This is a genomic window from Sinorhizobium terangae (assembly GCF_029714365.1).
Lineage (GTDB): Bacteria > Pseudomonadota > Alphaproteobacteria > Rhizobiales > Rhizobiaceae > Sinorhizobium > Sinorhizobium terangae.
Map to the genome: position 1 here is coordinate 3,722,436 of NZ_CP121659.1, position 25,369 is coordinate 3,747,804.

Genomic DNA, 25,369 nt, shown 5'->3' on the forward strand with positions numbered 1-25,369 from the left:
GTCGCGCTCACCGGAACGTCTTTCGTGGATCGAAGGCGTCGCGCGTCGCTTCGCCGACGAAGATCAAGAGCGAAAGCATGACCGACATGGCCGAGAAGGCCGTCAGCCCCAGCCACGGCGCCTGCAGGTTGGATTTGCCCTGTGCGATCATTTCGCCGAGTGAGGGCGAACCCGGCGGCATGCCGAAGCCCAGGAAATCGAGCGAGGTCAGCGTCGTGATCGAGCCGGAAAGGATGAAGGGCAGGAAGGTGAGGGTGGCGACCATCGCATTCGGAAGCAGGTGCCGGTACATGATGGTGCCGTTGCCGACGCCGAGCGCGCGTGCGGCGTTCACATATTCGAAATTGCGGGCTCTCAGGAATTCGGCCCGCACGACGGCGACGAAGCCGACCCAGGAGAAGAGCAGCATGATGCCGAGCAGGATGAAGAAGCCGGGCGGCAGGATGGCGGCGATGATCAGCAGGATGTAGAGCACCGGCATCGACGACCAGATCTCGATGAAGCGCTGAAGAAGCAGGTCGGTCCATCCGCCGAAATAGCCTTGGATCGCCCCCGCCGAAACTCCGATCACGGCCGACGCGATTGTCAGCAGCAGACCGAAGAGGACGGAGATGCGGAAGCCGTAGATCATCCGCGCCATCACGTCGCGCGCCTGGTCGTCGGTGCCGAGCCAGTTGAGGTTGCCGAGCGTGCAGCCCGGATCGGCGGCACCTTGCGGATAGGCGGAGCAGCGCTCCTCCTTGCTCATCAGCCAGAAAGGCGGCGTCGGCGCCGAATGGGGAATATTCGAGTTGACCGTCTGGTAAGAATAGCGGATCGGCGGCCAGATCATCCAGCCATTGGCCTGAATCTCGTCTCGAATGAAGTCCGATCGGTAGTCCGTTTCGGCAAGAAATCCGCCGAACTTCTCCTCGGGATAGTTGAACACAACCGGAAACAGAATCTCGCCCTTGTAAGAGGCGATGATCGGTTTGTCGTTGGCGATGAATTCCGCAAACAGGCTGAGGCCGAAGAGCACGAGAAAGATCCATAACGACCAGTAGCCGCGGCGGTTGGCCTTGAAATTCTGCCAGCGCCGCCGGCCGATCGGCGTCAACCATCCCTTTTCCGGCGCGCCGGAATATGCCGAGATTATGCTCATCAGACGTCCCTCCGCTCGAAGTCGATGCGCGGGTCGACCCAGGTGTAGATCAGGTCGGAGATCAGACCGACGAAGAGGCCCATCAGCGAGAAGATGTAGAGCGTCGCAAAGACGATCGGATAGTCGCGTTTGACGACGGCGTCGTAGCCGAGCCGGCCGAGTCCATCGAGGGAGAAGATGTATTCGATCAACAGCGAGCCTGTGAAGAAGGCGGAGATGAACGCGCCGGGAAAGCCGGCGATGACGATCAGCATGGCGTTGCGGAAGACGTGACCGTAAAGCACCCGCCGCTCGCTCAAGCCCTTGGCGCGCGCTGTCGTGACATACTGCTTCTTGATCTCGTCGATGAAGGAGTTCTTGGTGAGCAGCGTCGTCGTCGCGAAGGCCGAAAGCAGCAGCGTGATGAGCGGCAGCGTCATGTGCCAGAAGTAGTCGAGGATCTTCTGCCACCAGGGGAGTTCATAAAAATTGTCCGAGACGAGGCCGCGCAGCGGGAACCAGTCGAAGAAGGATCCGCCGGCGAAAACCACGATCAGGAGGATGGCGAACAGGAAACCCGGTACGGCATAGCCGACAATGATGATGCCGGATGTCCAGACATCGAAGGTGGACCCGTCGGTGACGGCTTTCCTGATGCCGAGCGGGATCGAGATGGCATAGGAAAAGATGAGGATCCAGAGGCCGAGCGAGATGGAGACCGGCATCTTGTCGATGATGAGGTCGACGACGGACGTATTGCGGAAGAAGCTTTCGCCGAAATCGAAGCGGGCATAGTTCCACATCATCGACAGGAAGCGCTCGAGCGGCGGCTTGTCGAAGCCGAACTGCTTCTCGAGCTTTGCGATGAATTCGGGATCGAGGCCCTGCGCCCCGCGATATCGGCCGCCTTCGTCGCCGCCACCCTGGAGCAGATCGCCACCGCCGCCGGTGAGCCGGTCCGATCCGGCCGCGTTCGTCAGCTCCGAAATTACCTGCTCCACCGGACCGCCCGGCGCGAACTGCACGACGGCGAAGGAGATGGCCATGATCCCGACGATCGTCGGGATCATCAGGAGCAGCCGACGCAGGATATAGGCACCCATCAGGCGAACCTCGGCATTGTATTGCCGCCGATCGCGTCGATCCGCGGTGCTTCGGGTTGCCGTCTATTTCGTCTCAATGCCTGATACTCCTTGCCGTGCATTTCGGCCCCGGCCACTGCCGTATTTAAGTGATTCGCTCTTTACATTTGGAATCGAGAGCCAGCTCGAGCGCAAGGGTTTCATTGGTTGGCGGCGGCCGACCACCACCAGATGTCCGGAAAGCCGATCGCGTATTTCGGCAATTCCGGCGGCCTGCCGACCGTATCGCGATAGGCGATATTTGCTGCCTTCGGGTAGTAGAGCGGCACGACATAATGGTGGGCGAGCAGCACCCGGTCGAGCGCCTTCGTGGCGGCAACGAGCGTCTCTCGGTCCTTGGCGAATATGACGCGATTGATCAGGGCGTCGACGCCCGGATCGGAGATACCGGCATAATTTCTCGAACCCTGGCGTGACGCCGATTTCGACCCCCAGAAGTCCTCCTGTTCGTTTCCCGGGCTCAAGGTCTGCCCCCAGACTTCCCAGGTCATGTCATAGTCGAAGGCCCGCTCGCGGTTGGTATATTGAGACGGGTCGACGGTACGCACACTCGCCTCGATGCCGATCCGCTTGAGGTTCTGCGCGTAGGGCAGCACCACCCGCTCCAGCATCGGACTGCTCAAGAGAATCTCGAAGGAAAACGGCCTGCCGGTCGCCGTATTGACCATGCGGCTGCCTTTGAGCTCGAAGCCGGCCTCCTTCAGGAGCCCGATCGCCTTGCGCAGGTTGTCTCGCGCGTTCTGCGGCGTGCCGCCGACCGGGTTCGCATAGGGCGTGGTGAAGACCTCGGGCGGAACCTGCTCCTTGACCTCGTTCAGGATTTCGAGCTCGAGACCCTCCGGCAGGCCGGTGGAGGCCAGTTCCGTCAGGAAAAAATAGCTGTTCACACGCGTGTATTGATCGAAGAAGACGGTGCGATTCAATTCCTCGAAGTCGAGCGCATAGTTGAGGGCCTCGCGCACACGCTCGTCATCGAACGGCTTGCGGCGGATGTTCGGCACCAGCGCCTGCATCACGCCGGTCGCCCTGAATGGCACCTGCTCGCGTTTTACGTGTCCCTCCTTGACGGCCGGAAAGTCATAGCCGGTCGCCCACCGGCGCGCCTGGGTCTCGCGCCAGAAATCGATGTCGCCGGCCCGGAAGGCCTCGAATTCGACGCCGCTGTCACCGAAGAAGGTGTAGGTGATGGAGCCGAAATTGTTCTGCCCGACATTGACGTTGAGATTTGCACCCCAATAGTCATCCCTCCGTTCGTAACGGATCTGCGATCCGGCCGAAAACGAAGCGATTCGGTAGGGCCCCGAGCCGATCACCGGCTCCAGCGTCGTGCGCGTGATGTCGCGCGGCTTGCCGTCCGGACCGGGCGCTTCCCACCAGTGCTTCGGGACAATCAGGAGCTGGCCGAGAATGTGCGGCAGTTCGCGATTGTTCTTCTCGTCGAAGCGGAATGTGACTTCCTGCTCGCCGGTCTTTTCAGCTCCGACGACGTGCTTGTAATAGCTCTGGTAAAGCGGATTGAGCTCCTTGCCCTTCTCGAAGCTGAAGATCACGTCTTCCGGTGTCACCGGTTTGCCGTCCGACCACTTCGCTTCCTTTCTCAAGCGGAATGTGGCGGAAGAGATGTCGTCCGGAAACGAAACGCTTTCGGCAATCAGGCCATAGGCGGTTGAAATTTCATCATCGGCGGGCTTCAACAGCGTGTCGAAGACGAGCGACAGGCCAACGGCCGCCTCACCTTTTTCGAGCAGCGGATTGAATGTGTCGAAGGTTCCCGTCTGCGAGAGCCGGACGTCGCCGCCTTTCGGCGCATCGGGGTTCACATAGTCGAAACGTTCGAAGCCCGGCGGATATTTGAGCTCGCCAACGAGCGAAAGGCCATGGTGCCAGGTGGGCTGTTCCTGGGCACGCGCGCCGACCGAGCCGAGCGGTAAGAGTAGGGGCATTGCCAGAAGTGCGGTCGCCAGTTTCGTCTTCACAATACCGCTCAATTCCAGCATCCAGTTGCGTCCCTTATCGTTCGATGATCTTTCGAGCCAGAATAGGCGAAATCGGGGCAATTGACAGGACTTGCCCAAAATCAGGCGAAATTTTTGAGTCACATCCGGGTGAACCGCTACTGCATGATTCCTTAAATCGGGATCGATTTAACGAAAAAATCATGCAGCAATTCAGAGCGCTACAGCGACCTTTGCGCGTCGGACGCGCGGGGCTGTAGGCTCGGCGAGTGCGGTGATTCGGAATAGGGGTGAAGGCAGACCGCGTGGGATACCGGTGCTGCCGCCGATCGGGGGACTGGAATGGGATTTGAAATAGCTGCTGCCATTCGACGCTGCGGTTCGGCAATTTTAGGCTTGATCGTGGGGGCGAGCCTTCTGGCCACTGACGCGGCTTCGGCTGATGGAACGCCTGCGAAGGAACTCTTTGGCGCCAAAGCATTGCCGGCGGCGATGGCGCCTTCGTCCCTCGGCTTCTATGCGAAGGGTTGCCTGGCGGGCGGTGTCGCGATCCCGACGGACGGACCGACCTGGCAGGCAATGCGTCTTTCGCGCAATCGACGCTGGGGCCACCCGGAAATGATCGCGCTGATCGAGCGCTTCTCGCACGATGCAGCGGAGAAGATCGGCTGGCCAGGCCTCTTGCTTGGCGACATATCACAGCCGCGCGGCGGCCCGATGACCTCCGGTCACGCATCGCACCAGATCGGTCTCGACGCCGACATCTGGCTGACACCAATGCCGCAAAGGACGCTGAGCCTTGAGGAGCGCGAATCGATTTCCGCGACCTCAATGCTGCAGAAGAACAAGTTCCTGACAGTCGATCCGTCCATATGGACCCCCGCTCACGCGCGGTTGATCATGATGGCGGCAAGCTATCCCCAGGTGGAGCGCGTCTTCGTCAATCCGGCGATCAAGAAGAAGTTATGCGACACCTGGAAGGGCGATCGTTCGGCGCTCGGCAAGGTCCGGCCGATCTACGGTCATGATTATCATTTCCACATTCGCATCAAGTGCCCCGAGGGCTCCGTCGGCTGCAAGGGCCAGGCGCGCGTTCCGGCGGGTGACGGCTGCGACAAGTCGCTCGCCTGGTGGTTCACCGACGAGCCATGGGCAAAGCCGAAGAAGAAGCCGGAAAAGCCCGTGAAGCCGAAATTTGCGAAGCTTTCGGATCTGCCGAAGGCCTGCGCCCTGGTACTCGACGGTCCTGCACCGGCTTCCGAGCAGGAAGTGACTTACGGCACAGCGTACCGCTCCGCAACCACCGCTTCAACTCCCGCGACCGCTGTTCCCGCCGCCGCGACGAGCATCGAAGCCGTCATCGGTGCCGCGGCCGCGGCGCCATTGGGAAACATTCCGGTACCCCTGCCGCGCCCGGCGTTGCAATAACCCTCCGGCGGCGCGCGCTCGACAGGCCGGCTTCCGCCGGCCCTGCTGCCTTCCCAATTGCGCGAGGCTCATGTATAGGGCGTTCAAATCGATTTAAGATCGACGCTGGGGAGGCTGCATGGCCGATCGCAAATGTCTTGCCCTGATTGCCCACGATCAGAAGAAGGATGATCTCGCCGCCTTTGCCAAGGCAAACGAGACGGTGTTGTCCAAGTGGAAGATCGTCGCCACCGGCACGACCGGAGGCCGCGTTCTCGAGGCCTGTCCCGGGCTCGATATCACGCGCCTCAAGAGCGGACCGCTCGGCGGCGACCAGCAGATCGGAGCGATGATCGCCACCGGCGACGTGGATTTCCTCATCTTTTTCGTCGATCCGCTGACCGCCATGCCGCATGATGTCGACGTCAAGGCACTGATGCGCCTGGCGATCGTCTACGACATCCCGATGGCGCTGAACCGCGCCACGGCGGAAGAGTTGATCGCCTTCCGGCGCAACTGATACACAGTCTCGAAGTTTCCATGACCGCGATCAGGACGGATTTTGCAATGCTCAGTGCGAGTGACCACGGCTTTCCCTTTCCGATATTGATCGGCGACATCGGTGGAACGAACGCGCGTTTCGCGCTGCTGATCGATACCTATGCCGAACCGAAGCAACTGCCGCCGATCAAGACGGGCGATTTCGCGACGATCGAGGAGGCGATGCAGAAGTGCATCCTCGACAAGACGTCCGTTCAGCCGCGCTCTGCGATCCTTGCGGTCGCAGGCCCGATCAAGGGCGACGAAATTCCGCTGACGAATGCCGGCTGGGTGATTCGGCCGAAGGACATGCTGGCGAGCCTTGGTCTCGCCGACGTGCTGATCATCAACGACTTCGAGGCGCAGGCGCTCGCGGTCGCCACACCCGCTGACGAGGATCTCGTCCAGATCGGCGGCGGCAGCGTCCGCCCGTCGACATCGCGCGTCGTGCTCGGTCCCGGAACGGGCCTCGGCGTCGCCGGCCTCGTTTTCGCGCAGCACACCTGGATTCCCGTGCCCGGCGAGGGTGGCCATGTCGATATCGGTCCACGCACCGAGCGCGATTTCCGGATCTGGCCGTTCCTGGAGCCGATCGAAGGCCGCATGGCCGGCGAGCAGATCCTGTGCGGCCGCGGCATCATGAACCTTTACCGCGCTGTCTGCGCCGCCAATGGCGAGGAGCCGGTGCTCGCCGACCAGGCGGCGGTGACGACCAGCGCGCTTTCCGGCTCGGATCCGGTGGCCATTGAGACGGTATCGCTCTTCAGCACCTATCTTGGTCGGGTTGCCGGCGACATGGCGCTGATCTTCATGGCACGCGGCGGCGTGTTCCTGGCGGGCGGCATCTCGCAGAAGATATTGCCGGCTTTGATGCGGCCGGAATTTCGCGCAGCCTTCGAGGACAAGGCGCCGCATTCCGCATTGATGCGAACGATCCCGACTTTCGCCGTCGTCCATCCGATGGCGGCACTTTCCGGTCTCGCGGCCTTCGCGCGCACGCCGAGAGATTTTGGTGTTGCAATGGAGGGACGGCGCTGGAGAAGCTGACCGGCCACATGTTCGCAAGGACTCGCCAAAACGGCATCAAGGCACTATAGAGCCCCGGATGGGCGATGCCGGTACACGGAATGCTAGAGCGGGATGAGGAAAAGTGTGCGCGGTTTTCCGCCCGCATCCCGCTCTAACTTATTGAAATCGATCACGTTCTAGGTCGATTCGACCTAAAATCGTCGTGATCTAGAGCGAGCTCAGGAAAGACGGGCTTATTGGACGCCAAGAATAGAAAACAGCGCGCAGTCGATTCCGACACGATTACCGGAATCCTGAGGCGCGTCATTGCCGAAAACGGCCGCGACCACATCCGGGGTTATGCCTTTGCCATCGCCTGCCTGGCGGTCGTGGCGGCGACGACCGGCTTCACGGCCTGGATCATGGAATCCGTGATCAACGAGGCCTTTGCCAACAGGCGCGCCGATATCGTGCTGTGGATCTGTGCCGCCATCTTCGCGGCCTTCGTGCTTCGCGGTCTCGCGACCTATGGTCAGGCGGTCGCGCTCTCGAAGATCGGCAACAATATCGTCGCCCGCTATCAGCGCCGGCTTTACGCCCATCTGATGGCGCTGAGCGTCGGTTATTTCCATGACATGCGCTCGGCGCAGCTTGCCGCCAAGATCAGCCAGAATGTCAGCGGCATCCGCGACGTGCTCAACATGACGGTGACGTCGATCGCGCGCGATTTTCTGACCCTGATCGGGCTCATCGGCGTCATGTTCAGCAAGGACTGGCTGCTCTCGCTCATCGTCTTCTTCGTCGCGCCGCCGCTGCTTCTCGGCCTGCGTTATATCTCGAAGCGCCTGCGCCTGGCGACGCGCGAGGCCGTCGAGGTCAACAGCCGCGTCCTTGGCGCCATGCAGGAAACGATCCAGGGCATTTCCATCGTCAAGGCTTTCACGATGGAAAACGAACTGCGCCGCAAGGTCGAGACGATCATCGACCGGGCGGAAAACCGGGCAAACCGCATCGCCCGGCTCAGCGAACGCACCGCGCCGATGACGGAAACCTTCGCCGGCCTGGCGATATCGTCGGTGCTCGCTTACTCGGCCTTCCGCACGATCTACAGTAACGTCCCGCCGGGCGCTTTCTTCGCCTTCGTCACCGCCCTTCTGATGGCCTATGACCCGGCGCGGCGTCTTGCGCGCCTGCAGGTTTCGCTTGAGCGCGCGGCTGTCAACGCGCGCATGATCTACGAGATTCTCGACACTGTTCCGCATCAGCGCGACCGTCCCAATGCAACCGAGATCAAGTTCGGCGAAGCGACGATCGAGCTGCGTGACGTGCGCTTCGCCTACAGCAGCGGCGACGAGATCCTCAAAGGCGTGAGCTTCCGCGCCGAGGGCGGCAAGACGACCGCGCTGGTCGGCCCTTCGGGTGCCGGAAAGTCGACCATCATCAGCCTGATCCCGCGCTTTTACGACCCCAAGTCAGGGCAGATCCTCATCGACGGGCAGGATATCGCCGGAGTCACCAAGCAGTCGCTGCGCAACGGCCTTGCCTATGTCTCGCAGCAACCGTACCTCTTCGAAGGCTCGATCCGCGACAACATTCGCTATGGGCGGCCGGACGCCACGGACGCAGAAATCGAGGAGGCGGCACGACTCGCCTATGCCCATGATTTCATCCTGGCGCAGCCGCAGGGCTACGACACGCCGGTCGGCGAAAACGGCGTGACACTGTCGGGCGGACAGCGCCAGCGGCTGTCGATTGCCCGCGCACTTGTGCGCAATGCGCCGATCCTCCTTCTCGACGAAGCAACCTCCGCCCTCGACACCGAGTCCGAGGCTGCGGTTCAGAAGGCACTCGATCAAGCGATGAGCGGCCGCACGGTCATCGTCATTGCGCACCGGCTTTCGACCGTCGTCAATGCCGACAAGATCATCGTCATGAAGGACGGCGGTGTCGTGGAAGAGGGCACGCATGAGGAGCTTGCACAGCGTCCGGACGGCCTCTACGCTCGGCTGCACAATCTTCAGGGCAGCGCCTCGGACATGACGGCGGAAGACGCAATCCTATAGCATCAGGGGAATTCGACGATGAGCGAAACGGACATGAAGCTCGTGGTGGTCGGCGCGGCTGGCCGAATGGGCCAGACACTGATCCGGCTCGTTCACGGCATGGCCGGCGTGCGCCTGCACGCCGCGGTGGAGCGGCCGGGTTCGCCGTTTCTCGGGCGTGACGCCGGCGAACTCGCCGGGCTCGGGCCGATCGGTGTCGCCATCACCGACAAGCCGCTCGAGGCATTCGTAGAGGCGGAAGGCGTTCTCGATTTCACGTCGCCGGCGGGTACGGTCGAATTCGCCGGCCTGGCAGCGCAGGCACGCATCGTCCACGTCATCGGTACCACCGGCTGCTCGGCTGACGACGAGGCAAAGATCCGCGCTGCGGCGCGGCACGCGCGGGTCATCAAGTCGGGCAATATGAGCCTGGGCGTCAATCTTCTTGGCGTGCTGGTGCAGCAGGCTGCACGCGCGCTCAAGGCGGCGGATTGGGACATCGAAGTCCTGGAAATGCACCATAAGCACAAGGTCGACGCGCCGTCGGGCACGGCGCTCCTGCTTGGAGAGGCGGCGGCCAGGGGCCGCGGCATCGCGCTTGCGGACCATTCCGTGCGGGTGAGGGACGGCCACACCGGGGCACGCCCGGAAGGGGCGATTGGCTTTGCGACGCTGCGCGGCGGTTCCGTCGTCGGCGAACATTCCGTCATTATCGCGGGCGAGGGCGAAGAGATCACCCTTTCCCACAGCGCCACGGATCGCTCGATCTTCGCGCGTGGCGCGGTCACGGCCGCCCTTTGGGGTCGCAGCCAGAAGCCCGGCTTCTATTCCATGCTCGACGTTCTCGGGCTCAACTGACACTCAAATCTTTCAAGAGGAATTGAAATGAGCGGCACCCTGGTTCTCGTTCGGCATGGCCAGAGCGATTGGAACCTGAAGAACCTGTTCACCGGCTGGCGCGACCCGGACCTGACAGAACTTGGCGTCGAAGAAGCGAAGGCTGGCGGCAAGGCACTCGCCGAGTATGGCATCAAGTTCGACATTGCTTTTACCTCTTCCCTTGTCCGCGCCCAGCGCACTTGCCAGTTCGTGCTCGACGCCGTCGGCCAGTCCTCGCTTGAAACCATTCGCGATCAGGCGCTGAACGAGCGTGACTACGGCGATCTTTCCGGGCTCAACAAGGACGACGCGCGTGCCAAATGGGGCGAAGAGCAAGTGCATATCTGGCGCCGCTCCTACGACGTCCCGCCGCCCGGCGGCGAGAGCCTGCGCGACACCGGCGCGCGTGTCTGGCCCTATTATCTTACCGACATCCTGCCGCGCGTGCTTTCGGGCCAGAAGGTGCTGATCGCCGCGCATGGCAACTCGCTGCGCTCGCTCGTCATGGTGCTCGACAAGTTGACCAAGGAACAGATCCTCAAGCTCAACCTCGCGACCGGTGTTCCGATGGTCTACAAGCTGAATGCGGATTCCACCGTCGCTTCGAAGGAAGTGCTGGGTGACATGTCCAGCGCGCATTAACGCGCCTTCGCATCGGTAAAAGGGACGCCGCGGCGTCCCTTTTTTGTGTCAGCCCTTGCCCGCTTCCCAGCCGAGGATCGCCCGCTTGCGCGTCAGGCCCCAGTGGTAGCCGGTGAGATCGCCGCTCTTGCCGAGCGCGCGGTGGCAGGGCACGACGAAGGAAATCGGGTTGCGTCCGACGGCCGCGCCGACGGCGCGTGACGCGGTCGGCTGGCCGATCTCGTCGGCGATCTTCGAATAGGTGGTCGCCTTTCCGAGGGGGATATTCAAGAGAGCCTGCCATACCCGGATCTGGAAGTCCGAGCCGATCAGGAAGATCTGCAGCGGCTCCTCCGCGCACCAGCGCTCGGGATCGAAGATGCGGGCGGCATAGCGCGCCGTTGCCGCACTGTCCTCGACATAGCTCGCCTTCGGCCAGCGCCGGGCCATGTCGTCGAAGCTCGACCGCTCCTCGCCGGAATCGGCAAAGGCAAGTCCGGCAAGGCCCCGCTCGGTGACCATCACGAGGGCGGTTCCGAACGGCGAGGGATGGAAGCCGTAGCGAATGGTCAACCCGGCGCCGCGCGCCTTCCATTCGCCGGGCGACATTGCCTCGTGCGTTACGAAGAGATCGTGCAGGCGGCTCGGACCGGACAGACCCACCTCGATGCTTGTCTCCAGCAACGGCATGTCCTCCTGCCGCAGCAAGCGTTTCGCGTGATCGAGCGTCACCGCCTGGAGAAAGGCCTTGGGCGAAAGTCCTGCCCAGCGGGTGAAGGTCTTCTGCAATTGCGTTGGCGACTGGCCGAGGCGTCGGGCGACGGTTTCAAGCGACGGCTGATCGCGGTAATCCTCCGTCAGCATCTCGATCACGCGGCTGACCGTGTCGTAATCGGTGCCTTCGGGAGTGATGTCGGTCGGAATGGATGTAACAACGTTCATGATCGCCTCCTGTCAGCCTACAGGTAAGCCTGTAGCGAGCGGATAACCACCCGATTCTTGTTGAGCATCGGTCGTTTCAAGAATCAGCGCCGGCGGACAGTCGCGAGCGCACGGGCAAAGGCCAGCGCGAAGGTTTCGCGGTCGTCGCGATTGAGGAAGGAGCCAATATCGGTCTGGCGACCGCCGCCGATGATCCACATCGAGACGATGCCGATCTCCTGGTGCCGCTTGATGCTGAACCGCGCCCAGAAGGGATTGAAGCGATGCTCGGTCATTCTCCCCGATGGGGTGAATTTCCTCACAGACACGTCGGTTCGCGAGACGCTCACCTCTTCCCGGGCCTGTGCGGAACGGTAGTTGAGCCAGAAGGCGCCGAAGAGCAGGACGAAGTCCAGGCCGAAAAAGAAGACGATTGGCCATGCACCGATGACCAGGAAGACGAATATGTGCACGAGGCTCATCGCGCCCGCGATCATCAGAAGGACCTTGAATCCCCTGAGACCAAGCGAACGGTAGGGCGTAAGCTCGGCGGCAAAGATCGTCTGGTCGTTGATGGAGGTCTCGGCGTTGCCTTCGGTCATAACCAATGACTATAGATGCGGCATGAAAAACGTGAAGCCGAAATCGCCGAAACAATCGTCAAAATCGAATGCTGCGACGGTCCGCCTGGTCCCGGCGCGGCAGCGCAGTGCCTACAGCGCTGCCGAGGCCGAGGAGATTTTCCGCCGTTTCTCCGTGCAGCGCCCGGAACCGAGGGGCGAACTCGAACACGTCAATCCGTTCACTCTGGTGGTGGCAGTCGCGCTCTCGGCCCAGGCAACCGATGCCGGCGTCAACAAGGCGACACGCGCGCTCTTTGCAGTGGCCGATACGCCGCAAAAGATGCTGGCGCTGGGGGAGGAAAAGCTCAGGGACTATATCAAGACGATCGGGCTCTACCGCAACAAGGCGAAAAACGTCATCGCGCTCTCGGAGAAACTGATCGCCGATTTCGGCGGTGAAGTACCCCGCACGCGGGAAGAACTGGTGACCCTGCCGGGCGTCGGGCGCAAGACCGCCAATGTCGTTCTGTCGATGGCTTTCGGCCAACCGACGATCGCCGTCGACACCCATATCTTCCGCATCGCCAATCGCATTCGCCTGGCACCGGGCAGGACGCCGGACGAAGTGGAAGCGCATCTCTCGCGCGTTATCCCGGAGGCCTACCTTTACCACGCGCACCATTGGCTGATCCTGCACGGCCGCTACGTCTGCAAGGCGCGCCGGCCGGAATGCGAGCGCTGTGTCATCGCGGACCTCTGCAAGTTTCCGGAAAAAACGTGCGATATACCTGCCCCACTGGTCGAGCTGCCGCCGCAGGTCGTGCCTGTCGCCGGCTGATATGTCACGGCGGCGGGGCAGAGATTTCAGGGCGCGATCAGACTGTCGACCAGATCGGTGATTGCTTTCATATAGACCGCACGGGCGGCGCCCCCCTCGATCTCGACTGCGGCGCGATCGAAGGCAGCGGAAAGCAGGATTGCCGTCGCGGTCAGGACCGCGCTGTCGACGCGGCGCGGCGCAATCGCGGCCTTCAGACCGTCCTCCAGCGTGCGCCGCGCGTGGGCCGCGTCGATCGCCGCCGCCTCGTTCGCTCCGAGAATGGCAGGGCCGTCGAGCAGCAGCAGGCGCACTCTGCCCGGTATCGCCATCGCGTCGAAATAGGCGCCGGCCCCGGAGACGAGCGCGTCGCGCGGCGAGAGACGGGTGTCGCCGGATTGTTCGATAGCCGCGGCGACCTCCCGTGCCTCCCGCTCGACGACAGCCCGAAACAACGCCTTCTTGTCCTTGAAGTGGTGATAGAGCGCGCCGCGCGTCAGCCCCGCTGCGGCAACGACGTCAGGTGTTGCGGTGTCTGCGTATCCGCGGACGACAAAGAGCTCGCGGGCCGCGTCGAGAATTGCGGTTCGCGTGGCGTCGGATCGATCTCGGTTCGAGCGTCGCGTTTGTTGCATACATGCAGCCTGTATGTTAATTAGATACAGACAGATTGTATGAAAAAGAGTTGAGGAGGGAAAGCATGAAAACGACGAGCTATTACCCGGTCATCATGACGAACGACGTTCAGGCGACATCGGACTTCTATATGAGGCACTTCCGCTTCAAGGCGCTTTTCACGAGCGACTGGTACATGCATCTCCAATCGACAGAGGACGAGCATGTGACCCTCGCCGTTCTAGACTATCGCCATGAAACCATACCGGAAGCGTCGCGAGCGCCGGTTCGTGGCTTGCTCCTGAACTTCGAGGTGGACGATCCCGACCAGGTCTATGCGGAGGCGCAGGCCGCAGGGCTTCCCATACTCAAGCAGATTTGCGACGAGGACTTCGGCCAACGTCATTTCATCACCGCCGACCCAAACGGCGTCATGATCGATGTCATCAAGCCCATTCCGCCGAGCGCGGAATTTGCTGCCGCCTATGACGCCGGGGCGCTGCCGGCCTGATCGCATGCATTTTCGCCTCCTGTGCCTAAAATCGAAGCCGATTTAAGGGCGGAACATATCGCGTCCGAAGTTCTACAGCGAGCTTTGTGCGTCTGAAAAGACGCGCGGCGCCTTAGTGGCTTCCAAATGGCCGGAAAACCGGTATTAACGGAGACCGGTCATTTCAGGAAACCGGACGGAGTTCATGACAAAATACGATGTGCTGACGATCGGCAACGCGATCGTCGATATCATTGCGCGCTGCGATGACAGCTTTCTTGTGGAGAACGGTATCATCAAGGGCGCGATGAACCTCATCGACGCGGATCGGGCCGAGCTGCTCTATTCGCGGATGGGCCCGGCGGTTGAAGCATCCGGCGGCAGCGCCGGCAACACGGCGGCCGGTGTCGCGAGCTTTGGCGGGCGCGCGGCCTATTTTGGCAAGATCGCCAGTGACCAGCTCGGTGACATTTTCACCCACGATATCCGGGCGCAGGGCGTCTATTTCCAGACCAAGCCGCTCGAAACTATGCCGCCGACCGCACGCTCGATGATCTTTGTGACAGAGGACGGCGAGCGGTCGATGAACACCTATCTTGGCGCCTGCGTCGAACTCGGCCCCGAAGACGTCGAGGCGGATGTGGTCGCGCAGGCCAAGGTCACCTATTTCGAAGGTTATCTGTGGGACCCGCCGCGCGCCAAGGATGCGATCCGCGAGGCGGCTCGAATCGCCCATGCCAACGGCCGCGAAGTGGCCATGACGCTCTCGGACAGCTTCTGCGTCCATCGCTATCGCGACGAGTTCCTGGACCTCATGCGTTCCGGCACCGTGGACATCGTCTTTGCCAACAGGCAGGAGGCCTTGGCGCTTTACGAGACGGAGGATTTCGATCTCGCGCTCGACAGCCTGGCGAGGGACTGCAAATTGGCTGCCGTCACGTTGAGCGAGGAAGGCTCCGTCATCGTGCGCGGCGCCGAGCGCGTGCGCGTCGGCGCGAGCGTTATCGAGGAGGTGGTCGACACCACCGGCGCCGGCGATCTCTACGCCGCCGGCTTCCTCTTTGGCTATACGGCCGGTCGCTCGCTTGAAGATTGCAGCCGGCTCGGGAACCTGGCCGCGGGCATCGTAATCGGCCAGATCGGTCCGCGCCCGATGGTCTCGCTTGCCAATGCAGCCAGGCAAGCCGCTCTCGTCTAAAGGATTCAGGCCGTTTTAAACGGGACGTGCCGCTCACCCTAACCCACTCCACGCATGCGGGAGTGGGGCTGAGCGGGCGCTGCGAGTCCCTTCGCCCCGCAGGCGGGGCGAAGGTGCCGGCAGGCGGATGAGGGCTTTCGCTTGCCGCCGCTTACTTGAAGGCTTCGCCCGGATAGGCGCCCCAGATCTCGCCTTGAGCGATCCAGCCTTCGACGCCCTGCGTCTCGGCATGGCACCAGTCGCCATTGCATTCGCCGATCTGCAGCATGACGCCCGGTTCCATCCGCGCGATGATCGGCGCGGTGCTTTGCGGATCTCGGCGGAGGTTGACGAATATGCCTTCGCCCTTGCCGCGCATCCACGGGGCGGCAAGCGCAGTCCGGTCGCCGGAAAGCAGCGCCTGGTTCACCCAGCCCTCCGTCCCGTCCGCGTCGCGGATGCGGCGCCAGTTGTCATATTCCTGGATGATTTCCACCGGCACGCCCGATTTGAGGTAGCGGAAGGCTACCGCGTAATCGAGGCTTGGACCGATTCGCAAGTTGACGCTCTTCGACTTCAGGCTGACGAAGCGCGGCAGCGGCAGGCCGCTCGCGCCTTTCGCCGCCTGGGCAAAGGCGCCGGAGGTCATCACGGCAATCCCGATGCAGGCGGCTACCAACACGGTCGAGAAGCTGGAAACGACATCACGCATGACGAAGCTCATGTTCCGATAGCAGTGAAGCCTTGGAGGCGCACTTTGATCTGGCCCGTCGGCTTGGGGTGCAAATCCGGTGTCAGGCAGTGACTTTCAATTGTCTTCGCCACCGGGTCTGGTAGAAATTGCGACTACAGGGAGAAACTATCACCCAACTTGGTTAAGGACCCGTGAACGAGGCCCGCGCATAGCGATGACAAGCAAGAAGAAGCCAACGGTCTACATCACCCGCAAACTGCCGGATGTCGTCGAAACCCGCATGCGCGAACTCTTCGACGCAGAGCTGAATGTCGACGACATGCCGCGCACGCAGCCGGAGCTGGTTGCCGCGGTCAAGCGGGTCGATGTGCTCGTGCCGACGGTGACGGACCGCATCGATGCCGCGCTCATCGAGCAGGCGGGGCCGCAGTTGCGGCTGATTGCCGCCTTCTCGAACGGGGTCGACAACATCGATGTCGACGCGGCCGCTCGAAGGGGCATTACCGTCACCAACACCCCGAATGTGCTTACCGAAGACACGGCCGACATGACGATGGCGCTCATCCTTGCGGTGCCGCGGCGGCTCGCCGAGGGTGCGCAGATCCTGACCGATCGCAAGGGAGAATGGGCGGGCTGGTCGCCGACCTGGATGCTTGGCCGCCGTATCGCCGGTAAACGCATCGGTATCGTCGGCATGGGCCGGATCGGCACCGCTGTCGCCCGCCGCGCCAAGGCCTTCGGCCTGTCGATCCACTACCACAACCGCCACCGGGTAAAGCCAGAGACCGAGGAAATGCTCGAGGCGACGTACTGGGACAGCCTCGACCAGATGCTCGCGCGCGTCGATATCGTCTCGGTGAACTGCCCCTCGACGCCCGCGACCTTCCATCTGCTGTCGGCGCGCCGGCTCGCGCTGATGCGGCCGGACAGCTACATCGTCAACACCGCGCGCGGCGGCATCATCGACGAGACGGCGCTGATCAAGTGCATCAGGGAAGGCAAGATTGCCGGGGCCGGGCTCGATGTTTTCGAAAACGAGCCGGCGGTCAGCCCCAAGCTCGTCAAGCTCGCCGGCGAAGGCAAGGTGGTGCTTCTGCCCCACATGAGTTCCGCGACGCTCGAAGGCCGTATCGACATGGGTGAAAAGGTCGTGATCAACATCCGCACCTTCTTCGACGGCCACCGCCCGCCGGACCGCGTGCTGCCGGGGCGGGATTAGAGCGGCATTTCTGTCCGGATACCCCTCCCCAACCCCTCCCCACAAGGGGGAGGGGCTTGCTCGCGCCCAGTGCTGCGTCTCCACAAGCGGCAACGGTTCATTTCAGTGCGAAGGCTGCCGCGGGTAAGTCCCTCCCACCTGTGGGGCGGGGGCGGGGAGGGGCTCTTCGTTTTGCGTCGAAATGCTGCCGCATGGCTCCTTCGCTCGCTGCGGGTCTTTAAAGCACCTTCCGCATTTCGATCGACGTCGGACGGGCGAAGCCGGGATGGGCCGAACGGCCGGTCTCGGCGAAACCCCAAGCCGCGAAAGTCGCGTGATTCTCGGAAAGCTCGATGCGTGTCTGCAGCCGGAGCGCGGGAAGTTTCAATTCGCGCGCCGTTTCTTCCGCTACGGCGAGAAGCAGCCGCCCCGCGCCCCTGCGCTGTGCCGAGGGCGCGACGGCGAGCTTGCCGATGTAGAGGCAATCCGCTTCCGGCTTGCAGAACACGCAGCCGACGAGATCGCGCTCGGCGAGGGCAACAAAGGCAATCTCGTCTTCGGTCTTTCGACGGAGCGTTTCCGCCGTCAGCGCATGCGCCGAAGAAGGGGGCTCGATCCGTCCATCCATATAGGCGAAGGATGCGAGGATCAGTGCCAGCAATTCTTCGATGCGATCGAAGCGACTGTTGATGCGAATCACCTTCATGGTGTCCTCAAGCCGCGCCACGACGATAGCGGATCGTGCTGAACTCGGCCGCGAGCGCATCGTAGAGCAGCAGCCGACCAACGAGAGGCACGCCGATCCCGGTAATGAGCTTGATCGCCTCCATTGCTTGCAGCGTGCCGATAACCCCGGTCAAGGCGCCGAGCACGCCGGCCTCGGCGCAGGAGGGAACCACGCCCGGCGGGGGAGGGGCGGGAAAGAGGTCGCGATAGGACGGGTTCGGATGGCCCTCGACATCGGTTTCGAATGGCTTCAGCACGGTGACCGACCCGTCGAAGCGGCCGACGGCGCCGGTGACCAGCGGAACCTGCACCGCTTCGGCCGTGTCTGCCGCCAGATAACGCGTATCGAAATTATCAGAGCCATCGATGACGAGATGGTAGTGGCGGAAGATTTCCTCGGCATTTCCGGCCTCGAGCCGGGTGTGATGCATCGTGGCCGTCACGTGGGGATTGAGCGCATTGATCGCCATCACGGCGCTCTCGACCTTAGGGCGACCGATATCCGCGGTTGCGTGAATGACCTGCCGCTGCAGGTTCGACAGTGACACGACATCGTCGTCGATGACGCCGAGTGTTCCTACACCGGCCGCGGCGAGGTACTGGAGCACGGGCGCGCCGAGGCCGCCCGCGCCGATGACGAGAACGCGCGCCGCCTTCAGCTTCTGCTGTCCCGCGCCGCCCACTTCCGGCAAGACGATGTGGCGCGCGTAGCGGGCGATTTCCGCGGTGTCGAGCTTTGCGTCGATCGTCATTCGGGAACCTTTCCGTTGGATCACGTTGATTTAGGGACGGACCGACCGAAAATCACAGGCGTGACCGATTCTTCTCCGCATGCTTTGCAGCGCGAGTCTCACCCGGAAACCTGTCCGTTGGCAACGGTCAGGAAGCGGCCGCGTTCGCCAAGCGCTGCAAACATGGTCCGGTCGGTTCCGGTCATGAAGGCCTGACCACCAAGGCCGTCGACGAGATCGAAGAGTGCTGCCCGCCGCCCCTCGTCGAGATGGGCAGCGATTTCGTCGAGCAGCAGCACGGGCGCATGGCCGGTCATGTCGCCGACAAGACGGGCATGGGCGAGCACAAGGCCGACCAGCAGCGCTTTCTGCTCGCCGGTCGAACACCGTTCGGCCTCCATGTTCTTTTCCCGGTGGCGAATGAGAAGATCGCTGCGATGCGGACCATCAAGCGTGCGGCCGGCCGCGGCATCGCGGCCGCGGCCTTCCAGCAGCATTGCCAGATAGCGCTCTTCGAGATCGTAGGCCGGCAGGCCGTGCAAATCGTCGAGAAAGCCCGAGAGCGACAGCGTCGCGGAAGGAAATGTACCCTCGCTTTGACTTCGCTCGACCTGGCTTCTTTCGACCAGCGCCGTCAGCAGGCCCAGCATTTCAAGGCGCGCCAATGCCATGGACACCCCGAGCCCGGCCATTTCTCGCTCGATTGCCGAAAGCCAGGCAGGGTCCGGCCGAAACTCCGTCAGCAGCCGATTGCGGCTGCGCATCGCGCGCTCGAACTCGCTGGCGCGCCGACCGTGCTCGGGGTCGAGCGAGAGCACCAGCCGGTCGAGAAAACGCCGGCGATCGGCGGACGGGCCGGTGAAGAGGCCATCCATCGCCGGGGTCAGCCAGAGCACCCGCAGGTGGTCGGTCAATTCATCCACGGTCCTGGCCGGCGTGCCGTTGAGCCGCAGGCGGCGCGCTTGGCCATCCTCGGTGCCGGCGGTGCCCGTGCCGATTTCCACGGGCCCTTCCATGCCCTCGACTGCCGCAAAGACCGAGAAGCCGTCGGCCGCTCCAACGCGCGCGATGTCGGCATAGGCCGCACGGCGCAGGCCGCGGCCGGGGGAGAGGAACGAGACCGCTTCCATAAGGTTCGTCTTGCCTGTGCCGTTCTCGCCGGTCAGCACGACATGGCGTGCGTCGAGGTCGAGCGCCAGCGTCGCGTAATTGCGAAAGTCGGTCAGTTTCAGGCGGTTGACGAAGACCTTGTGCGGCATCTCGGGTCCGGATTCGACGTTGCTGTCAGGTAGGATGAAAGCGACGCCAAGGCAAGGCGAAAGGATGTTCGAGCCCGGCCCTGAATCCCCTGGGGGAAGCCTTTGTTTTCTTTCGCCCCGGAACTTTCCTTGGGATCGCGGGTACAATATGACAGTTTTATGACAATCGACGGTTGGATGCATCGATAATGATCGCTTTGTTTCGCAAGCTTCTTCCCCGCGAGGATAGATTCTTTGATCTCTTCGCACAGCACTCGCGCACAGTCATGGGAGCAGCCGAAGCGCTGAATGCCTTGCTCGCCGGGGGACCAGACATCGATCGCCATTGCGATCGCATCGTCGCACTCGAGCATGAAGCCGACGAGATCACCCGCGAAGTTTTGCTGGCGGTTCGCCGGAGTTTCATCACCCCCTTCGACCGTGGCGACATCAAGGATCTCATCCAGTCGATGGATGACGCGATCGACATGATGCACAAGACGGTGAAGACAATCCGGCTCTACGAGCAGAAAAGCTTCGATCCCGGCATGCAGGAAATGGGTGCCGCAGTGGTACAGGCGGCCCATCTCGTTGCCGAGGCGATACCCTTGCTCAACCGGATCGGTGCGAATGCCCATCGCCTCAGCACCATTGCCGAGGAAGTGACCCGTGTCGAAGGTCGCTCCGATGACTTGCACGAGCAGGGGCTCAAGGATCTGTTCCAGCGCCACGGCGCCACCAACCCCATGGCTTACATCATCGGCAGCGAAATCTACGGCGAACTGGAGAAAGTCGTCGATCGCTTCGAGGATGTGGCAAACGAAATCAGCGGCATCGTGATCGAGAACGTCTGATGGATGCGACGCTCGCCTTCCCGCTGCTCGTGGGGCTCATCGCCGTCGCGCTGTTCTTCGATTTCCTCAACGGACTGCACGACGCGGCCAACTCGATCGCGACCATCGTCTCGACCCGCGTGCTGAGGCCGCAATATGCGGTCCTCTGGGCAGCCTTCTTCAACTTCATCGCTTTTCTCTTTTTCGGCCTACACGTGGCCGAAACGCTCGGGAAGGGCATCATCGATCCCGGGATAGTTACGCCGCAGGTCATCTTCGCGGCGCTGATGGGCGCGATCGTCTGGAACATCGTCACCTGGCTGTTCGGGATTCCGTCGAGTTCCTCGCACGCACTCGTCGGCGGCCTCGTCGGAGCGGGCCTCGCCAGGGCCGGCTTCAGTTCCATCGTGTGGAACGGCCTTCTCAAAACTGCCGGGGCGATCGTCATGTCGCCTGCCATCGGGTTCTTCCTGGCGCTGCTTCTCGTCCTGATCGTGTCCTGGCTCTTCGTGCGCCAGACGCCTTTTGCCGTCGACAGCACGTTTCGGGTGCTGCAGTTCGTTTCCGCCTCGCTTTATTCGCTGGGGCACGGCGGCAACGACGCGCAGAAGACCATGGGCATCATCGCCGTGCTTCTCTTCTCCCAGGGCTATCTCGGGTCTGAATTCTACGTGCCCTTCTGGGTGGTCATCACCTGCCAGGCGGCGATCGCCCTTGGCACGCTGTTCGGCGGCTGGAGGATCGTCCACACGATGGGATCGAAGATCACCAAGCTCAACCCGATGCAGGGCTTCTGCGCCGAAACGGGTGGTGCCATCACGCTGTTCGGCGCCACCTGGCTCGGCATTCCGGTCTCGACCACCCACACGATCACCGGCGCCATCATTGGCGTCGGATCGGCACGGCGCGTCTCGGCCGTGCGCTGGGGTCTGGCCGGCAACATCGTCATCGCCTGGGTGATCACCATGCCGGCGGCTGCCGGGATTGCCGCGCTTTCCTACTACGCCGCAGGCCTGTTCGGCTGATCGGCTCCAGGACATGTGACAGTTTTCCACCCGGCATTGAGGCTGCTCAAAAGAGTGGGGCGCTTCGCTGTCTCAACGAGACTGCGAAACGCCCCAAGGGTTTTCAGGTCGGGGGACGGCGGTGCGTCGTGTTCGAACCGATATCAGTCGCTGAGCGTGTCGAAGAAATCCTTCATCCGGGCGAAGAAGCCCGTCGACTCCGGATTGTTCTCCTTGGACGAGATCTGCTCGAACTCCTGCAAGAGCTCGCGCTGACGCTTGGTCAGCTTCTGCGGCGTCTCGATCTGGATCTGGATGTAGAGGTCGCCGCTCTGGCTGGAGCGCAGCACCGGCATGCCCTTGCCCTTTAGACGGAACTGCTTACCGGCCTGCGTGCCTTCCGGCACGGTGACGCGGGACTTGGTACCATCGAGCGTTGCCACGTCGAATTTGCCGCCGAGCGCCGCCGTCGTCATCGAGATCGGCACGCTGCAATAAAGGTCGGCGCCGTCGCGCTGGTAGAATTCATGCGGTTTGACCGAGAGGAAAATATAGAGGTCGCCCGCCGGGCCGCCGCGAAGGCCGGCTTCACCTTCGCCCGAGAGGCGAATGCGCGTCCCGTCCTCGATACCGGCCGGAATGTTGACCGAAAGCGTACGCTCCTCCATGACCCGGCCCTGGCCGTGACATTTGGTGCAGGGATCGGTGATCGTCTGGCCGCGGCCGCCGCAGGTCGGGCAGGTGCGCTCGATCGAGAAGAAGCCCTGCGCTGCGCGTACGCGGCCGGAGCCCTGACAGGTCGCGCAGGTTTTCGGGCTCGTGCCGGGCTTGGCGCCGCTGCCGCTGCAGACGTCACAGGTGATCGACGTTGGCACGCGGATCTGCGCCGTCTTGCCGGAATAGGCCTCTTCGAGCGAGATTTCCATGTTGTAGCGAAGATCGGCGCCGCGCTCGCGCCCGCCGGCGGAGCGCCGCTGGCGGCCGCCGCCCATCATCTCGCCGAAGATGTCCTCGAAGATGTCGGAGAAGCCCCCGGCACCGCCGCCCGCAAATCCGTTGCCGAAGCCGCCGCCCATGCCGCCCTGCTCGAATGCAGCGTGACCGTAGCGGTCATAGGCCGCGCGCTTCTGCGGGTCCTTCAGCGTCTCATAGGCTTCGTTGATCTCTTTGAAAGACTTTTCCGCTTCAGCGTCGCCCGGGTTCTTGTCCGGATGATATTTCATCGCCAGTTTGCGGAAGGCGCTTTTCAGCTCCTTCTCATCCGCACTTCTTGCAACGCCGAGCGTTTCGTAAAGATCACGTTTCATGCTTCAAAGAATGTCCCATTGACAAGGCGTGCCAGCGCGGGGATCCGGCGGCTGCCTGATTATCTTGCCACAGGATTTAGTAAACCTTGAAGCGCGATACCATAGCCAACTCGGGGTACGCGTGGTTTTTTGTCGAAAAAGGCGCTGGTGCGGCCTGTTGCGTCGTCGCCGGCATCTGATCGACCGCATGCCGGCGGTCGATCGGGCATCAAAAAAGCCCGGGATCGCTCCCGGGCTCCTGTGATGTCACGATCGAAAGATGCCTTATGCCGACCGCTTGCGGCCGTCTTCGTCCTTGACCTCTTCGAAGTCGGCGTCGACGACGTCGTCGTCGCGGGCGGCGTCCGCTGCGGCATCCGCATGGGCGGCTTCGGCCTGCTGTGCCTCATAGATCGCCTGACCGAGCTTCATGGAAACTTCCATGAGCGTATTGGTCTTGGCCTTGATGTCCTCGGCGTCGGGCTCGGAAACCTCGGTTGCGGCCTTCAGGGCAGCGATCGCGTCGCTGATTGCCTTGCGGTCGGTTTCCGAAACCTTATCGCCGTATTCCTTCAGCGACTTCTCCGAAGAATGGATCAGGCTCTCCGCCTGGTTCCGGGCTTCGACGGTCTCGCGGCGCTTCTTGTCGGCCTCGGCATTGGCTTCGGCGTCCTTGACCATCTTCTCGATGTCGGCATCGGAGAGACCACCGGATGCCTGGATGCGGATCTGGTGTTCCTTGCCGGTGCCCTTGTCCTTGGCGGAAACCTGCACGATGCCGTTGGCGTCGATGTCGAAGGTGACTTCGATCTGCGGCACGCCGCGCGGCGCCGGCGGGATGCCGACGAGGTCGAACTGGCCGAGCAGCTTGTTGTCGGCCGCCATTTCACGCTCGCCCTGCGAGACGCGGATCGTCACAGCAGACTGGTTGTCGTCAGCCGTCGAGAAGGTTTGCGACTTCTTGGTCGGGATCGTCGTGTTGCGTTCGATCAGGCGGGTGAAGACGCCACCGAGCGTTTCGATGCCGAGCGACAGCGGAGTCACGTCGAGAAGCAGAACGTCCTTGACGTCGCCTTGCAGAACGCCGGCCTGGATCGCGGCACCCATGGCGACCACCTCATCCGGGTTGACGCCCTTGTGCGGCTCCTTGCCGAACAGCTGCTTGACGGTTTCCTGGACCTTCGGCATGCGAGTCATGCCGCCGACGAGAACGACTTCGTCGATTTCCGCAGCCGAAACACCGGCATCCTTCAGCGCCGCCTTGCAGGGCGCGATGGTCTTCTGGACGAGATCGTCGACCAGGCTCTCGAACTTCGCGCGCGACAGCTTCATCGTCAGGTGCTTCGGACCGGAAGCATCGGCCGTGATGAACGGCAGGTTGATTTCGGTCTGCTGCGAGGACGACAGCTCGATCTTCGCCTTTTCCGCAGCTTCCTTGAGGCGCTGCAGCGCGAGCTTGTCGTTCTTGAGGTCGATGCCCTGTTCCTTCTTGAACTCGCCGGCGAGATATTCGACGAGACGCATGTCGAAGTCTTCACCGCCGAGGAAGGTGTCGCCATTGGTCGACTTCACTTCGAAGACGCCGTCGCCGATTTCCAGAACCGAGATATCGAAGGTGCCGCCGCCAAGGTCGTAGACGGCGATCGTCTTGCCGTCCTTCTTGTCGAGGCCATAGGCGAGTGCGGCAGCGGTCGGCTCGTTGATGATGCGCAGCACTTCGAGGCCGGCGATCTTGCCGGCATCCTTGGTGGCCTGGCGCTGGGCGTCGTTGAAGTAGGCCGGAACGGTGATGACGGCCTTCTCGACCTTCTCGCCTAGGTAGGATTCGGCGGTTTCCTTCATCTTCTGAAGGATCATGGCTGAGATCTGCGACGGCGAGTAGCCTTTACCGTGCGCTTCGACCCAGGCATCGCCATTGTCGGCCTTGGTGATCTTGTAGGGGACCATCCCCTTGTCCTTCTGGGTGGTCGGATCCTGGAAGGTACGGCCGATCAGACGTTTGATCGCAAAAAGAGTGTTTTCCGGATTGGTGACGGCCTGGCGCTTGGCCGGCTGGCCGACGAGACGTTCGCCGTCGTCGGTGAATGCCACCATCGAGGGGGTCGTGCGCGCGCCCTCGGCGTTTTCGATCACCTTCGCGTCCTTACCGTCCATGACGGCGACGCAGGAGTTGGTCGTTCCCAGGTCAATACCAATAACTTTAGCCATGTCGTTCTCTCCTTGCAGCGGACTGTCGGAACCCGGTCAGGCATTCATGGGACAGCCCCTAACGGGATGGTCTTTGGATTTCATTGCAGCCGAGGCTGCGTCGATGCGGCGTATATAAGGACCGGCGTTTCGGACTGCAAGGCATTCTGCGGGG

At 62.4% G+C, this 25,369-nt stretch carries 24 protein-coding genes; 12 read left to right on the forward strand and 12 right to left on the reverse strand.

The features are described 5' to 3' along the window. Positions 1 to 7 precede the first annotated feature (7 nt). The 3 genes from QA637_RS17490 to QA637_RS17500 all read right to left on the reverse strand — a co-directional run bounded on the left by QA637_RS17490 (position 8) and on the right by QA637_RS17500 (position 4,259). A complete protein-coding gene (locus QA637_RS17490) occupies positions 8 to 1,141 on the reverse strand; it encodes an ABC transporter permease (protein WP_283062514.1) in 1,134 nt (377 codons plus the stop codon). Beyond that, positions 1,141 to 2,223, reverse strand: a complete 1,083-nt coding sequence (locus tag QA637_RS17495; RefSeq protein WP_153441140.1) for a microcin C ABC transporter permease YejB — start codon at positions 2,221 to 2,223, stop codon at positions 1,141 to 1,143. The genes QA637_RS17490 and QA637_RS17495 overlap by 1 nt, the downstream gene beginning before the upstream one ends. Positions 2,224 to 2,402: 179 nt before the next feature. Continuing rightward, on the reverse strand, positions 2,403 to 4,259 hold the full coding sequence (locus QA637_RS17500) for an extracellular solute-binding protein (RefSeq protein WP_283062515.1): 1,857 nt from the start codon (positions 4,257 to 4,259) through the stop codon (positions 2,403 to 2,405). A gap of 300 nt (positions 4,260 to 4,559) precedes the next feature. On the opposite strand from QA637_RS17500, the gene mepA reads away from it, so the two are divergent. The 6 genes from mepA (at position 4,560) to QA637_RS17530 (ending at position 10,735) form a co-directional block, all read left to right on the forward strand. Next, positions 4,560 to 5,645: a penicillin-insensitive murein endopeptidase gene (mepA, locus tag QA637_RS17505; RefSeq protein ID WP_283062516.1), complete on the forward strand. Its 1,086-nt coding sequence runs from the start codon at positions 4,560 to 4,562 to the stop codon at positions 5,643 to 5,645. 118 nt (positions 5,646 to 5,763) lie between these two features. Then, positions 5,764 to 6,144 (forward strand): methylglyoxal synthase, encoded by a 381-nt coding sequence (locus tag QA637_RS17510; RefSeq protein WP_153441143.1) that lies wholly within the window; start codon positions 5,764 to 5,766, stop codon positions 6,142 to 6,144. Positions 6,145 to 6,191: 47 nt separating this feature from the next. Then, positions 6,192 to 7,211, forward strand: a complete 1,020-nt coding sequence (locus tag QA637_RS17515) for a glucokinase (protein ID WP_153441206.1) — start codon at positions 6,192 to 6,194, stop codon at positions 7,209 to 7,211. 218 nt (positions 7,212 to 7,429) lie between these two features. Further along, on the forward strand, positions 7,430 to 9,235 hold the full coding sequence (locus QA637_RS17520; protein ID WP_283062517.1) for an ABC transporter ATP-binding protein: 1,806 nt from the start codon (positions 7,430 to 7,432) through the stop codon (positions 9,233 to 9,235). Between the two features lie 18 nt (positions 9,236 to 9,253). Next, positions 9,254 to 10,072, forward strand: coding sequence for a 4-hydroxy-tetrahydrodipicolinate reductase (gene dapB / locus QA637_RS17525; RefSeq protein WP_283062518.1), 819 nt, complete (start codon positions 9,254 to 9,256; stop codon positions 10,070 to 10,072). 27 nt (positions 10,073 to 10,099) lie between these two features. After that, the gene (locus tag QA637_RS17530; RefSeq protein ID WP_153441146.1) at positions 10,100 to 10,735 is read left to right on the forward strand and encodes a 2,3-bisphosphoglycerate-dependent phosphoglycerate mutase; all 636 of its coding nucleotides are present in this window, start codon (positions 10,100 to 10,102) and stop codon (positions 10,733 to 10,735) included. 48 nt (positions 10,736 to 10,783) lie between these two features. Here QA637_RS17530 and QA637_RS17535 read toward each other — a convergent pair whose 3' ends face one another. Further along, positions 10,784 to 11,656: a methylated-DNA--[protein]-cysteine S-methyltransferase gene (locus QA637_RS17535; RefSeq protein WP_153441147.1), complete on the reverse strand. Its 873-nt coding sequence runs from the start codon at positions 11,654 to 11,656 to the stop codon at positions 10,784 to 10,786. 83 nt (positions 11,657 to 11,739) lie between these two features. Further along, the gene (locus QA637_RS17540; protein ID WP_283062521.1) at positions 11,740 to 12,237 is read right to left on the reverse strand and encodes a DUF2244 domain-containing protein; all 498 of its coding nucleotides are present in this window, start codon (positions 12,235 to 12,237) and stop codon (positions 11,740 to 11,742) included. A 22-nt stretch (positions 12,238 to 12,259) separates the two neighbouring features. On the opposite strand from QA637_RS17540, the gene nth reads away from it, so the two are divergent. After that, the gene (nth, locus tag QA637_RS17545; RefSeq protein ID WP_283062522.1) at positions 12,260 to 13,036 is read left to right on the forward strand and encodes an endonuclease III; all 777 of its coding nucleotides are present in this window, start codon (positions 12,260 to 12,262) and stop codon (positions 13,034 to 13,036) included. Between the two features lie 26 nt (positions 13,037 to 13,062). Here nth and QA637_RS17550 read toward each other — a convergent pair whose 3' ends face one another. Beyond that, complete coding sequence (locus QA637_RS17550; protein WP_283062523.1) at positions 13,063 to 13,650, reverse strand: TetR/AcrR family transcriptional regulator; 588 nt, start codon at positions 13,648 to 13,650, stop codon at positions 13,063 to 13,065. Between the two features lie 65 nt (positions 13,651 to 13,715). On the opposite strand from QA637_RS17550, the gene QA637_RS17555 reads away from it, so the two are divergent. Next, positions 13,716 to 14,141: a VOC family protein gene (locus QA637_RS17555; RefSeq protein WP_283062525.1), complete on the forward strand. Its 426-nt coding sequence runs from the start codon at positions 13,716 to 13,718 to the stop codon at positions 14,139 to 14,141. A 184-nt stretch (positions 14,142 to 14,325) separates the two neighbouring features. Further along, entirely contained in the window at positions 14,326 to 15,318 is a 993-nt protein-coding gene (locus QA637_RS17560) for an adenosine kinase (RefSeq protein WP_153441152.1), read from the forward strand. A 151-nt stretch (positions 15,319 to 15,469) separates the two neighbouring features. Here the strand turns inward: QA637_RS17560 and QA637_RS17565 are convergent, their stop codons facing one another. Continuing rightward, positions 15,470 to 16,021, reverse strand: a complete 552-nt coding sequence (locus QA637_RS17565; protein WP_153441153.1) for an SH3 domain-containing protein — start codon at positions 16,019 to 16,021, stop codon at positions 15,470 to 15,472. 184 nt (positions 16,022 to 16,205) lie between these two features. On the opposite strand from QA637_RS17565, the gene QA637_RS17570 reads away from it, so the two are divergent. Further along, positions 16,206 to 17,210, forward strand: a complete 1,005-nt coding sequence (locus tag QA637_RS17570; RefSeq protein ID WP_153441154.1) for a 2-hydroxyacid dehydrogenase — start codon at positions 16,206 to 16,208, stop codon at positions 17,208 to 17,210. A gap of 217 nt (positions 17,211 to 17,427) precedes the next feature. Here QA637_RS17570 and QA637_RS17575 read toward each other — a convergent pair whose 3' ends face one another. The 3 genes from QA637_RS17575 to recF all read right to left on the reverse strand — a co-directional run bounded on the left by QA637_RS17575 (position 17,428) and on the right by recF (position 19,905). After that, positions 17,428 to 17,895, reverse strand: a complete 468-nt coding sequence (locus QA637_RS17575; protein ID WP_283062526.1) for a GNAT family N-acetyltransferase — start codon at positions 17,893 to 17,895, stop codon at positions 17,428 to 17,430. A gap of 7 nt (positions 17,896 to 17,902) precedes the next feature. Continuing rightward, on the reverse strand, positions 17,903 to 18,667 hold the full coding sequence (locus QA637_RS17580; protein ID WP_153441156.1) for a molybdopterin-synthase adenylyltransferase MoeB: 765 nt from the start codon (positions 18,665 to 18,667) through the stop codon (positions 17,903 to 17,905). Positions 18,668 to 18,765: 98 nt separating this feature from the next. Then, positions 18,766 to 19,905: a DNA replication/repair protein RecF gene (recF, locus tag QA637_RS17585; RefSeq protein WP_283062527.1), complete on the reverse strand. Its 1,140-nt coding sequence runs from the start codon at positions 19,903 to 19,905 to the stop codon at positions 18,766 to 18,768. Between the two features lie 188 nt (positions 19,906 to 20,093). Between recF and QA637_RS17590 the strand changes: the two genes are divergently transcribed. Then, positions 20,094 to 20,738: a DUF47 domain-containing protein gene (locus QA637_RS17590; protein ID WP_153441158.1), complete on the forward strand. Its 645-nt coding sequence runs from the start codon at positions 20,094 to 20,096 to the stop codon at positions 20,736 to 20,738. Then, a complete protein-coding gene (locus tag QA637_RS17595; RefSeq protein WP_153441159.1) occupies positions 20,738 to 21,742 on the forward strand; it encodes an inorganic phosphate transporter in 1,005 nt (334 codons plus the stop codon). The genes QA637_RS17590 and QA637_RS17595 overlap by 1 nt, the downstream gene beginning before the upstream one ends. 143 nt (positions 21,743 to 21,885) lie before the next feature. Here the strand turns inward: QA637_RS17595 and dnaJ are convergent, their stop codons facing one another. Together dnaJ and dnaK are read right to left on the reverse strand one after the other, a co-directional pair. Further along, positions 21,886 to 23,028 carry a molecular chaperone DnaJ gene (gene dnaJ, locus QA637_RS17600; RefSeq protein WP_153441160.1) on the reverse strand — a complete coding sequence of 381 codons (1,143 nt, stop codon included), beginning with the start codon at positions 23,026 to 23,028 and terminating at the stop codon, positions 21,886 to 21,888. A 264-nt stretch (positions 23,029 to 23,292) separates the two neighbouring features. Next, a complete protein-coding gene (gene dnaK / locus QA637_RS17605) occupies positions 23,293 to 25,215 on the reverse strand; it encodes a molecular chaperone DnaK (protein WP_153441161.1) in 1,923 nt (640 codons plus the stop codon). Positions 25,216 to 25,369: the final 154 nt, after the last annotated feature.